The sequence below is a fragment of the Neisseria shayeganii genome (assembly GCF_014054965.1).
In the GTDB taxonomy this organism is placed as follows: Bacteria; Pseudomonadota; Gammaproteobacteria; order Burkholderiales; family Neisseriaceae; genus Eikenella; species Eikenella shayeganii.
In genome coordinates this window covers 1,252,789-1,265,127 of record NZ_CP059567.1, presented here as the reverse complement: position 1 = coordinate 1,265,127, position 12,339 = coordinate 1,252,789, and the positions used below count along the sequence as shown (strand labels likewise).

9 protein-coding genes and 1 pseudogene are annotated in these 12,339 nt (G+C 63.2%); 2 read left to right on the top strand and 8 right to left on the bottom strand.

Features of this window, described 5'->3' with window-relative positions; genetic code table 11:
* The first annotated feature begins 7 nt into the window (after positions 1–7).
* Complete coding sequence (locus H3L94_RS06165; RefSeq protein WP_182121301.1) at positions 8–514, top strand: DUF1841 family protein; 507 nt, start codon at positions 8–10, stop codon at positions 512–514.
* Between the two features lie 130 nt (positions 515–644).
* Here the strand turns inward: H3L94_RS06165 and hemH are convergent, their stop codons facing one another.
* The 4 genes from hemH to H3L94_RS13005 all read right to left on the bottom strand — a co-directional run bounded on the left by hemH (position 645) and on the right by H3L94_RS13005 (position 5,698).
* Entirely contained in the window at positions 645–1,655 is a 1,011-nt protein-coding gene (hemH, locus tag H3L94_RS06160) for a ferrochelatase (RefSeq protein ID WP_182121300.1), read from the bottom strand.
* A 66-nt stretch (positions 1,656–1,721) separates the two neighbouring features.
* Positions 1,722–2,168: a methyltransferase family protein gene (locus tag H3L94_RS06155; RefSeq protein WP_009117924.1), complete on the bottom strand. Its 447-nt coding sequence runs from the start codon at positions 2,166–2,168 to the stop codon at positions 1,722–1,724.
* A gap of 54 nt (positions 2,169–2,222) precedes the next feature.
* Positions 2,223–4,616 (bottom strand): DNA translocase FtsK, encoded by a 2,394-nt coding sequence (locus H3L94_RS06150; RefSeq protein ID WP_425325938.1) that lies wholly within the window; start codon positions 4,614–4,616, stop codon positions 2,223–2,225.
* Between the two features lie 142 nt (positions 4,617–4,758).
* Positions 4,759–5,698 (bottom strand): IS630 family transposase gene (locus H3L94_RS13005; RefSeq protein WP_182121299.1). Its coding sequence is split into 2 segments (ribosomal slippage): positions 4,759–5,364 and positions 5,366–5,698, totalling 939 coding nucleotides; the frame shifts between segments, so codons are not numbered across the junction.
* A gap of 173 nt (positions 5,699–5,871) precedes the next feature.
* Between H3L94_RS13005 and H3L94_RS12435 the strand changes: the two are divergent.
* A pseudogene (locus tag H3L94_RS12435) lies at positions 5,872–6,133 on the top strand (hypothetical protein).
* 79 nt (positions 6,134–6,212) lie between these two features.
* Here the strand turns inward: H3L94_RS12435 and H3L94_RS06140 are convergent.
* From H3L94_RS06140 to H3L94_RS06125, 4 genes are all read right to left on the bottom strand, one after another.
* A complete protein-coding gene (locus H3L94_RS06140; protein WP_182121298.1) occupies positions 6,213–6,755 on the bottom strand; it encodes a single-stranded DNA-binding protein in 543 nt (180 codons plus the stop codon).
* On the bottom strand, positions 6,745–8,202 hold the full coding sequence (locus tag H3L94_RS06135; RefSeq protein ID WP_280525467.1) for an MFS transporter: 1,458 nt from the start codon (positions 8,200–8,202) through the stop codon (positions 6,745–6,747). Before H3L94_RS06135 ends, H3L94_RS06140 begins: the two co-directional genes overlap by 11 nt.
* Before the next feature lie 85 nt (positions 8,203–8,287).
* Complete coding sequence (locus H3L94_RS06130; RefSeq protein ID WP_182121297.1) at positions 8,288–10,603, bottom strand: MMPL family transporter; 2,316 nt, start codon at positions 10,601–10,603, stop codon at positions 8,288–8,290.
* A 15-nt stretch (positions 10,604–10,618) separates the two neighbouring features.
* Positions 10,619–12,307: an ApeI family dehydratase gene (locus H3L94_RS06125; RefSeq protein WP_182123119.1), complete on the bottom strand. Its 1,689-nt coding sequence runs from the start codon at positions 12,305–12,307 to the stop codon at positions 10,619–10,621.
* Positions 12,308–12,339: the final 32 nt, after the last annotated feature.

Sequence of the window (12,339 nt, the reverse complement as noted above, 5' to 3'; positions counted from 1 at the left end):
ACCTGAAATGTATGACGTGAACACCCAAGACGTGCGCCGCTTTTTTGCCCATGTCTGGCAACACCGCCTCTCACCGCTGCAGCTGGACGCCTTGCAGCAGAAAGCCCTGCGCATCATCGAAGCCCATCCCGAATACCATCATTATTTGGACAACATCGAGCGCTACCTCGACCACACTTGGACGCCGGAACAGGGCGAAACCAATCCCTTCTTGCATTTGTCGCTGCATCTTTCGATTCAGGAGCAAAGCGGCATCGACCAGCCGCAGGGCATCCGCGCCATCCATGAAAAATTGCAAGGCAAATACAGCGGCGATTGGGTCAAGGCCGAACACGATATGATGGACGCACTGGCGGAAACCATTTGGGAAGCCCAGCGCCACGGCCGAGGTTTGGACGTCAACCAATACATGACCCGCCTGCGCAAACTGGTGGACTTGGGGCAGGAAGACCATGCCCGCCTGAATCCGCACGAAGTGGCGCAACAGCATCCGCCCAAACTGACGGAGCGCTGAGCAGGGTGGGCGCCCGTTTGGTGTTTACTTACCGTTATTCTGACTGAGGCATTTCAGGGTTTGCTTGTGTCAGCACCATGAAAAACAGGCGTTTCCGCCAGGAGGAAACGCCTGTTTTGCCGTGTTGGCTTCAGCGCCAGCCGTGCAGGTTTTCGCCGGCCAGGGCCGCCAGCATTTCGGTACAGGCGGGGCTGTCGTTGAGACAGGGAATGAAGCGGTAGGTTTTGCCGCCGGCGGCGTGGAATTGCTCGCGGCCGGCAATGGCGATTTCTTCCAGGGTTTCCAAGCAGTCGCTCAGAAAACCGGGGCAGAAAACGTCGAGTTCGTCTGTCTGCTGTTTGGGCAGCTCGTCCAACAGCTGTTGGGTGGAGGGGCCGATCCAGCGGTTGCGGCCGAATTGGCTCTGGAAGGCCACCAGATAGTCCTCTTCGTTCAGTTGCAGGGCTTCGGCCAGCAGGCGGGCGGTGTGGCGGCATTCGTCGGGGTAGGGATCGCCCTGAATATGGGCGGACTCGGGAATGCCGTGGAAACTCAGCATCAATTTTTTCCCGCGCCCGTGTTGCCGCCAGTAGGCCTCGATATGGGTTTGCATCGCCCGGATGTAGGCGGGGTGGTCGTAGTAGCGGCTGACGGTGCGCAGGCTCAGTTGGTTGCGCTGTTTGAGCAAGACCTTCAATACTTTGTCCATGGCGGCACCGCTGCTGCTGGCGGCGTATTGCGGATAAAGCGGTAAGACCAGCAGGCGGCCGACGCCTTGCGCTTTCAGTTCGGCTAAGGTGTCGGCCACCGACGGGCGGCCGTAAGTCATGGCAAAGCGCACGCTCACGTCGGGCAGCGCTTGTTGCAGGGCTTGGGCTTGACGGGCGGTGAATACGGCCAGCGGCGAACCTTCCTGCTGCCAGATTTGGCGGTAGGCGTGGGCGCTTTTGCGCGGGCGGAAAGGCAAGACGAAACCGCGCAAAATCGGCTGCCACAACAGTTTGGGCAATTCGACCACACGTTGGTCGGACAGAAACTCGCGCAGATAGGGGCGCACGGCCTCGGCGGTGGGCGCTTCGGGAGTGCCGAGGTTGATCAGCAGTACGGCGGTGCCGTGTTGTTGTTTGGCAGACAAGGGCGGTTCGGGCAGGAAGGCGGGCATATTGTTTCCTTGGGAGTGGTCGCTGCAGGCTACCTGAAAGCGGTTTCAGGTAGCCTGTTTCGGATTTTATAGCCAGCGGCGGGTTTGCCGGCAGTAGGCGCGGTAGCTGTCGCCGAACTTTTCAGTAAGAAAGCGCTCTTCCGGGCGGATTTGGAAGCGGTTGAGATACAGCACAAACAGCGGAATGCCGGCCAGTGCGGGCAGGCTGCCCAGGTAAATACCCCAGCTGGCCAAGAGCAGCGCCATGCCCAAATACATGGGGTTGCGGCTGTAACGGAAGATGCCGTGGCTGACTAAGGCTTGGGTTTGCTGCGGTTGAAGCGGGCTGAGCGTGGTGCGCCGGCGGCGGAAGGTGGCAGCGGCGGTGCCCGCCACCGCCAAGCCGGCGGCCGCCGGCAGCAGGGGCAGCCACCACGATGCTTGCCAGGCATGACCGGCCGGCAGGCGGCTGAGGCCGTACATCAGGGCGGCGCTTAGCACCACCAGTAAAAGCGGGGGGATTTTGAGTTCCATGCGGTGTGATCCTTGGGCTGAGGGCTACCTGAAAAATGGTTTCTAAACGGTGGCTTATGCATGATCCTGTTGTGCCAGAATTTTGCGGCTGCCGCCGACGTCGGGCGGCGACACCACGCCGGCGTCTTCCAGCGCCTGCATCAGATTGGCGGCGCGGTTGTAGCCGATGCGCAGCTGGCGTTGCAGCGAGGAAATCGAGGTTTTGCGCGACTCGAGCACGAAGGCTACGGCCTGGTCGAACATTTCGTCGCTGTTGGCATTGGGGTTGACCGCATTCACGGTTTCCTGCGCCGCTTCGCCGCTGAGCAGGCCTTCGACATAATCGGCCGGCTGTTGGCGTTTGGCAAAAGCCGCCACTTCGTGCACTTCGTGGTCGCTGACAAAAGCGCCCTGCAGGCGGGTGGGGTCGGCATTGCCCGGCTGCAGGAAGAGCAGGTCGCCGTATTTGAGCAGGTCTTCCGCGCCCATTTGGTCGAGAATGGTGCGGCTGTCGATGCGGCTTTGCACGGTAAAGGCCATGCGGGTGGGAATATTGGCCTTGATGAGGCCGGTTACCACATCCACGCTGGGGCGTTGGGTGGCCACAATCAGGTGGATGCCGGCGGCGCGTGCTTTTTGCGCCAAGCGGGCGATTTGGGTTTCCACCGCTTTGCGCTCCACCATCATCAGGTCGGCCAATTCGTCGATTACCACCACGATATAGGGCAGTTTTTCCAAAGGTTCGGGTTGGTCCGGGTTGAGGCTGAAGGGGTTGGGCAGCGGTTTGCCCGCCTGCTTGGCTTCGGCCACCTGGGTATTGAAGCCCTCCAGATTGCGCACGCCGACATGGGCCAGCAGGCGGTAGCGCTTTTCCATTTCCGCCACGCACCAGTTCAGCGCCTGGCCGGCCTCGCGCATATCGGTCACCACCGGACAGAGCAGGTGGGGGATGTCGGCATACACCGACAATTCCAGCATTTTGGGGTCGATCATGATGAAGCGCACTTCGTCGGGCGCGGCTTTATAGAGGATGGACATGATCATGGCGTTGACGCCCACCGATTTGCCCGAGCCGGTCATGCCGCCCACCAGCAGGTGCGGCATTTTGGCCAGATCGGCCACCACCGGCTGGCCGGCGATGTCTTTGCCCAAGGCCACGGTAAGCTTGGATTGGGCTTCGCTAAACACGGGGGACGACAGGATTTCGCGCAGCAGCACTTCCTGCCGTTTTTCGTTCGGCACTTCGATGCCCATGGTGTTTTTGCCGGGAATGGTTTCCACCACGCGCACCGACTGCATCGACAAAGAGCGGGCCAAATCTTTGGCCAGGTTGGTAATCTGGCTGCCTTTTACGCCTTGCGCCGGCTCGATTTCGAAGCGGGTAATCACCGGGCCGGAAATGGCGCTTACCACTTCCACACGGATGCCGAACTCCGCCAATTTGGCTTCAATCCGTTCGGCCATGCGTTGCAGGGCTTCGGGATCAATTTCCGGTTTGCTGCCGACGGCTTGCGACAGCAGTTGGATGTCGGGCAGGCAGTAGCCGCCTTCTTCGGCGGCGGGTTTGTCGTCGAACAGGTCTTTCTGGCGTGCCGGTGCGGTGGTAGGCTCGCTGCTTGGCGGTGCAGAGACATCGTTGCCGAGCTGGACGGCAATCGATTTGCGGTTGCTGCTGGCGCCGGTTACGGTTTCCACTTTTTCCGCGGTGATGTTTTGCGCGTTACGCACCATGCGGCGGGTGAATTTGGCGTTGGGGATGTCTTTGATAAAGCGGTGCGGTTTACGGATTAAGCGGTACCACAGCCATTCCGCCTGCGCGCCGGCTTTTTCCAGCAGGGTCAGCCAGGAAACTTGCAGCAACAGCGACAGACCGGCCACAATCAGCGCCAGCAGCACCAACAGGCTACCTGAAACGCCCAGCAGGCGGGTGAATCCGCTGCCCAGCGATTGGCCCATCAGCCCGCCGGCACCCACCGGCAGGCTGTGTTTCAGCTCTGCCGACCAAACGGCGGCCTCCAAAAGCGGACTGCCGAACAGCAGCAGCGCGCTACCGGCCAGGCCGAGTAAGGGGTTGTAGGGTTTGTCGCTGTTTTGCTTGACCGTGCGGAAATTGCGGTAGAGCCAAACCAAGGCGGCGGGCAGCAGCCACCACACCGAAAGGCCGAACAGGTAATAGGCGATGTCGGCGGTATAGGCGCCGAGCAGCCCGGCCAGATTATGCGGGACGGCGGTTTCGGGAATGCTGCGCGACCAGGCCGGATCGCTCATGCTGAAGCTGGCCAAAGCCAGGGCGGTACAAACGGTGATGAGCAGCACCAACAGCCACATCACGTCGGCCAGCAGATTGACGGCATCGGAAGGCGCCACCACGGGTTTGGCTTTGCCGCCGGTGTCGAGTTTGGGTTTGGCCGGCGCGGCTTTGGCGGCACGCTTTTTGGCTGCGGCGGGGGAAGACGGTTTTCGGCTCATGTAGGCAGAGGCTGCGTTGGGCAGCGTTGGACAATCGGTGGCGTGCGGCAGCAGCGGCCGGCACGGCAAAGGGCGCATTATAGCACCGGACGGCCGGATATTTCGGTATTCGCTTGCTGAAAAAGGCTAGAGCAATTTCGATTTAATTCATTACATACCCAGCTGATTTGAAGTAATTGGCACACTCTTGAGCCGAGAACAAATCAACCAGCTGCCCCATGCGCTGCCACAGCGCACCCACCGTGCGCTCGCCCGCCCTGCGCAGCAGCGCCTTGAACTTGGCAAACAGCTTCTCGATGGGGTTCAAATCCGGCGAGTACGGCGGCAGATAGCGAATGCTGGCGCCCACGCCTTCGATGGCTTCTCGCACGCCCGCCACTTTGTGGCTGGAGAGGTTGTCGGCAATGACGATGTCGCCAGGGCGAAGTGTCGGGCACCGAAAGGTTTTGACCCACGCCAGAAACACGGCGCCATTGATGGGGCCATCGGTCACCATGGGGGCCGTCAGTGCATCACAGCGCAAGGCGGCAATGAAGGTGCTGGTCTTCCAGTGCCCATGCGGGGCGCTGGCCACGCAGCGTTGACCGCGCGGGGCGCGCCCGCGCAGCGGCGTCATGCAGGTGCTGCTCCAGGTCTCGTCCAGAAATACCAGGCGCCTGGCATCGAGCCGGGCCTGCTGCTGTATCCAGCTCGCCCGTGCCTGCTGCACGTCTTCACGTTCCTGCTCGCTGGCGTGCAGCGTTTTTTTTGAAGCTCAGCCGCCATTTGTTGAGCTGGTGCCACAAGGCCGAGGGTTTGATGCTGATGCCATGCTCGCCCAAACGCTCGCACATTTGCACCAAGGTCAGATCGGGATCGGCCTTGATCCAGTCGCGGATCATGCCCTCTACTGGCGCCAGTCGGGAGATGCGCTTGCCGCCTTGCTGCCTGCTGCTGCGCTCGCCTTCTTTTTCGAAGCGATCACGCACCCGATATACCCACATGCGGCTGACTTCATAACGACGGGCAATGGCGCTGGGGCGCTCTCCGCGCTCCAGCGCTCCCAGTACTCGATCTCGCAGGTCTTGCGAATAGGCGCGCATCTCATGCTCCGGCTGCCAGAAAAAACCTATTATGTAACGTTTTTAGTCGAAGTTGCTCTAAACAGCTGCCGAAGGAAAAGATGGCGCGCGGCGCATGCGCTGATATTGGGCTCCGTCATTGACGGTAGCCACATCAAGATGCACCAGTATGCCGATGTAACAGCCGGAGACCTTTGCAAAACCCCCATCTGCGGCGCATTTCTGCGTTGTGCGTTTATGCCCTCGGGGTACTGCTCGCTCGCTTGCCTATCGTGTGATATGTCTGTCCCACAGGGATTTCTGGCGTTCACACTCGCTGTGCTGCTACGCCTTGAACTGCATCCACATCTGAGGGTTTTGCAAAGGTCTCAGCCGGTGACGATGATGAAGGCACCGGGGCGGCATCGTTATTTGGCTGCCGTGATGAATGGCCAACAGTTTCCAAGAAGTTTTTGATGAACTTATATCAAACGAAAAAGCCTTTTGGGTGTGTACACATCCAAAAGGCTTTATCTTTCGTGAACGCTTATGTCATTCAGAACGGAATATCGTCGTCAATATCGTCTATCGGGGTGGGGACGGCAGGCGGGGCGGCTTGGCGGCGGGGAGCGGGCGGCGGTTCGTTGCCGTAGGCGGGCGGAGCGTCGTAAGCCGGAGCCGCGGGGGCGTGGTGGGCGGGCGGGGCATAATGGCCGCCTTGTGCCGGTGCGCCTTGGTAGCCGCCGTCATCGTATTGACTGCCGCCGCTGCCGCGGCTGCCCAGCATTTTCATTTCGTTGGCGATGATGTCGTAGGCGGTGCGTTCGATGCCGTCTTTGCCGGTGTATTTGCGGCTTTGGATGCGGCCTTCGATATACACTTGGCTGCCTTTTCTCAGATATTGACCGGCGATTTCGGCCAGACGGCGGTACATGGTGATGTTGTGCCATTCGGTGCGCTCTTGGCGCTGGCCGCTGTTGCGGTCGGTCCAGCTTTCGCTGGTGGCGATGGAGAAGTTGCAGACGGCTTCGCCGTTGGGCATGTAGCGCACTTCGGGGTCGCGGCCGAGGTTGCCGATGAGGGTGACTTTATTCAACATGGGAATCTGCTCCTGAAATCATTTGTTGGGCGGCGGCCTCATCGAAGCCTCGGCGCACTTTGAGATAGAGGGTGGTTTTGTCGGCGCTGAAGCTGGCGGCGGTGGCACCGTGTTGCTGCATGAGGATGTCGGCCAGCTCGTTTTCGCGGCCGCGCCAGCGCGAGTGGACGGCCATCATAACATTTTTCACCGCTTCGGGTGCGGGTGCGGTGGCGGCCACCAAGAGCCACAGCAGGGTCAGGCCCAGTGAAAAGGCAAACATGCCGCCGAAGCCGTAGTGCTGGTAGAGGCGGCCGCCGACCGCTCCGCCCACGAACACGCCGATGGATTGGGCGGTGTTGTACACGCCCATGGCGGTGCCTTTCAAATCGCCGGGTGCGATTTTCGACACGATGGAAGGCAGGCTGGCTTCCAGAATATTGAAGCCGATGAAGTACACCACCAGCGCCACGCCGATGGCCAACAGCGAATGGATGCCCCAATACAGGCCGCATAGGGCAAGGGCGATAAAGAGGATACCGAGCACAAACACGCTTTTCAGCTTGCCGCGGGTTTCGCCGATGATGATGGCCGGCACCATCAGCACCAAGCCCAGCAGCACGGCCGGCAGATACACCTGCCACTGGCTTTCTTTCGGCATGCCCAGTTGTTCCAGCGCGAAGGGCAGGCTGGCGAATACCGCCATCATCACGCCCTGCAGGGCGAAGATGCCGAAATTGAGGCGCATCAGCTGGCTGTTGGCCACCACTTCGCTGATGCGGGAAGGCTGGGCGTCGGCGTCTTCCCGCGTTTTGCTGTGCGTGGGGGTGGGCGTGACCCAAGCCACGACGGCAATCGCCACCAAGCTGAGAATGCCGGTGAGGGCAAACAGGCCGCCCACGCCGATGTAGCGGGTCAAAACCGGCGACAACACCATGCTGGCGGCAAAGGTCAGCCCGATGGTGAGGCCCACCGAGGCCATGGCGCGGGTGCGCACTTCTTCGCGGGTAAGGTCGGCCAATAGGGCGGTAACAGCGGCGCTCACGGCGCCGGCGCCTTGAATGGCGCGGCCGATGATGAGCAGGGTCACGTTGTCGGCCGCGGCGGCAATCAGGCTGCCGGCGGCGAATACGGCCAAACCGAGATAAATCACTTTCTTACGGCCGAAGCGGTCGGAAGCAATGCCCAGCGGCAGTTGCAGCAGGGCTTGGGTGAGACCGTAGGCGGCAATCGCCATGCCGCCGTCGGCTTTGCTGCCGCCGAGCGCCACGGCATGCAACGCCAATACGGGCAGCACCAAAAACATGCCCAGCATACGCAGGGCGTACACGCCGGCCAGGGAACTGCTGGCGCGCCATTCCAGCGGCAGCAGGTTGGTATGGGAAGAGCGGGACATAATCAACGGCTTTCGGAAAGTAAAGGAGTGTAAATGGGAAAGGTTCGCGATTATACCCGAAATTGGAGGCATCAGCCGAAGAAGCAGAAGGGCTGGGCGTGAGTGATGTCAGTGCTGTTGATTGACGGCTTTCAGGTAGCCGAACGCTGTGGCCGCATCAGGCCGCGGGATGGCGTGTCAGCCACACGGCCGCCAGGCAGTTGAAGGCACAGCCGGCGGCCACGGTGAGGCCGAAGGCGGCCACGGCGGGGGTGCTGCTGAAGGCGAGCAGGGTGAAGGAAAGGCCGGTGGTGAGGGCGGCGAGCACGATGCCGCCGATGCGGGCGGCGCGCGGTTCGCGGGCGGTGAGGGCATACACGGCATAATCCACACCGATGGCGGCGGTGAGCAGCAAGCCGAACATGGCAAACAGGCTGACGGGGACGCCGAGCCAGCCGAGCAGGCCCACGCAGGCGGCGGCGGCGGCCGAGGGCACGGCCAATATCAGGCTACTGCGCTTGAGGCCGAACAGCCGCCACAGCACCAGCCAGGCCAGCACAAAAGAGACCAGTTTGAGCCAGGCGGCCTGATTACGGGTGGCATGGAATTGCCGGTTGAGCTGTTGGCGTTGGTCGGCCCAACGGCGGCAGACGATCTTGCCATGGCAGTCGGTGTCGAGCGCGGCGCGCAGGGCGTCGGGATGGCGGATGCCGTTGAGCCGCATGACGGCGGCGTATTGATTGTCGACCTGCCCCAGATAGAGGGTGCGCCAGGCTTCGGCGCTGTCGTCTTGCAGGCTGTCGGCCAGGCTGACGGTTGGCTGTTCGGCGGCTTGCAGCAGGGCCTGGCGGATGAGGGCTTCCGGTACGCCCAGCGCTTGCAACGGGGCGTGGCTTTCAGGTAGCCCGGCCAGCTCGCGCAGGCGCTGTTTGAGCGCGCGCTGCTCGTTTTCGGGCAGCAGCCATTGGCTGAGCGATTGCACGGAGGCCAGGTCGCCACGCGCAAACACGCCTTGGCGCTCCCATTCGGCCAACAGGGTGCGGTCGGCTTCCAGCAGGCGGTCGGGCGAGTCGGCCTGAAGCAGCACAAACTGGCCGCTGCTTTCTATGCCGCTCAGTTCGGCCACGCGGCGGGTGTCTGCGAGCAGCTCGGGCGGGGCGGAGGTCCAATGGCGGATGTCGTCGGCCCAATTGCTGCGGGCGATGCCGGCGGCCAGGGCAAGCAGCAACAGCACGGCGGGCAGTTTGAGGCTACCTGAAACATTCGGCAGACGCTCGGCCAGCGCACGGATGATACGGGCGAAGGCGCCGGGTCGGGGCGTGTAGCGGCCAAACAGCGCGGGCAGCCACAGCACGGTGGCGGCGAAGGCGCCCAACAGGGCGGCGGCGGAGAACACGGCGGTTTGGCGCAACACCGGCAGCGGGGTAAACCACAGCAGCACATAGCCGGATACCGTGATGGCGAGACCGATGAGGAAGGTGGGCAGCACATGGCGCATGGCTGCGGCGGGCTGCCACGGCCGGCGGAACAGGGAAGGCGCCAGCCAATGGAGAGGGAAATCCACCAACACGCCCACCAGGCTGGTGCCGATGACCAAGGTGAGGATGTGTACTTGGCCGAATACGGCCAGCGCGGCGGCCAAGCCCGTGAGCAGGCCGGCGGCCAGCGGCAGAAACAGCAGCAGGATGCGGCCGCTGCGGAACACCCACCAAAGCAGCGCGAAGGTGAGCGTGAGGCCGAAGGCCGACATCAGGCTGCTTTCGCGCTCGGCCTTTGCTTTGGCTTCGGCGGCAAACAGGGCGCCGCCGGCGGCGATGAGCTCGGCTTGCTGCGCGGCGGCGGCGCGGCGGCTGTCGGCCAACAACGGCAGCAGGCCGGGCAGGCCGGCGGCGGCCTGCTGTTCGGGCAGTTTCGCCCGCAGCCACACCCAGGTTTTGCCCTCGTGCTCGGTGTAGAGCCAGCCGTTTTCCGGCTGCCATTGCAGCTTGGCCGCGCCTTGTTTTTCGTGCAGATAACGGCCGAAGCCCAGCCAGTCGTCTTCCAGCGGCAACAGGCTACCTGAAAACGGATTGGCCGCCGCTTCGGCACGCTGTTGGAAATACTGCTGCGGCGCGTGATACAGCTGCCGTACCTGTTCCGGCGGCAGGGTGGCCAAACCCAGGGTTTGCGCCGATTGGCGCAGGGCGGCCAAATCGGGTGTGACGGCGGCGTCGATGCGGCTGAACAGGCCGCTTCGCCGCCAGCGCTGCGCCGTCTCTTCGGCCGCGCGGAAAGCGGTGTCGGCCTCTTCCGCGCCCACCAGCAGCACAATCTGCCCGTTGAGCAGGCGGCGGTTGGCGGCATCGGCGGCTTGCCAAACGGCATCGGCCCCCGCCTCGGCCGGCAGCAGGGCGGAAAGGTCGGTTTGGATGCGCCCGCCCTGCGGCAGCTGCCAGCCGAGCACGGCCAGCAGGCACAGACAGAACAGGCTGTAAAGCAGGGAAAGGGGTTTCATGGCGGAAAAAGGTTTTCAGGTAGCCTGTGCATCGGTTTCGGGCGCCAACGCCACGCGGCCGGAGGCGCAGGCGCGCTCGCCCTGGTGCAGGGAAAAATGGATTTTGCGCTTGGCCGCGTCCCAGCGCAGCTGCAGCACGATTTCATCATGCGGGCGCACAAACTGCTGGTATTTCAGGTTTTCGATCTGGGTTACGGCGCCGCGGCCCCACGCGGAGCGGGCGGCCAAATCCATGGCCCATTGCACTTCCACCACGCCGGGCACCAGCGGGAAGGTGGCGAAGTGTCCGCCGAAATACACCAAATCCAGCGGCACGCGGCCGCCGAAGCGGTATTCGCAGGCGGCTTCGTCGCTGTGCAGCAGCCGCCATTCGGGAGCGGTTTGCGGCGTGCCGAAGGCTGCCTGAAAATCCTGCTCGCGGATTTTGGCTTGGGCGTTGCGCGGCAGTTCGGCGGCGAAACGCCAGTAGCGCGGCACGGCCACGGTGTCGATTTCGGCGGCCACACAGTTTTTTAATGCCTGCTGCACGGCGGCCTGCCCCTGTTCGCGCAGGGCTCGGATGCCGGCGGGGGTGAGCGCCGCCCAAGCAGCCAGGTGGCGGTGTTGCGGATGGCGGCCGCAATGGGCGTCGGCCACCCATTCGTGCGCTAGCAGGCGGTGTTCGATGTGCAGCAGCGACACCCGTTTGTCTTCGAATTTGATGATGCGGTCGCAGCGGCCGGCCAGATGCAGGCCGTCTTCGGCCAGCACGGCGGCATCGGCGGTTTGCTGGCGGCCGTCCGACCACGGCGATTCGGCCCACAAGGCGCCATCTTCGTTGAGGCCGGCACGGGTTTCGGGCAGCAGCGTCCAAGCGCCGCTGCCTTGGCGGCGGGCGATGACGCCGGTTTCGGTGCTGCCGTAAATATCGGTGGGGTAAAAGCCCAGCTCGCGGTGCAGCAGTTCGGCGGTGGCCTCGGGCAGGGCGCCGCCGGCGCTGAGAATGCCGCACACCCGGCCGCGCAGTGTGTGCCAGTTGCGGCCTTCGCCCAAGCGGTTGAGCAGGGCGGGGCTGGTAATCCAGATACAGGGTTCGCCCGCTGCGGCGAGCAGGTCTTCGGGGTAGGGGCAGGCGTGGCGGCCGATGCGCCAGCCGGCGGCCAGCGAGGCGAAGATGCGGAAGGTGAGGCCGTAGAGGTGTTGCGGGCTGACGCTGCCGACGGCGCGTATGCCCCGCCATGCCGGCGGCAGGCAGGCGGCCAGGGCTTGGGCTTCCCGCTGCATTTGGGCGGCGGTTTTGCGGATCACTTTGGCTTCGCCGGACGAGCCTGAAGTTTTCAGATACAGCGTGGCGCCGTCCGGCACCAAGAGGCTACCTGAACCGCCGGCGGGTTCGGCTGCCTCCTCCAAGGCGTCGTGATAATGCAGATGGGGGGCGGGGAAATCGGCCTGGTCGGTAAGCCACAACGCGGCGTGCTGTTCGGCCCAGCGGCGGTTGTCTGCGGCCAGATTGGGCGGCAGATACACTTCGGCGCCGGACTGCCAGGCGGCCAGCAGGGCGGAGGCGAAGCGGGCGGCGTCGTCAAACCATAAGGCGACGGCGGTAACTTGACGTGTCTGTAACTCGGCGGCCAGGGCGGCGGTGGCGCGGCGGAAGGCGGCGGCCGGCCAATGGTCGGCAATCAGGGCGTCGGGCGCGGTATCGGGCAGAAAAGCAATCGGCATGGCGGTCAGGGGGAAGGTTTCAGGTAGCCTGC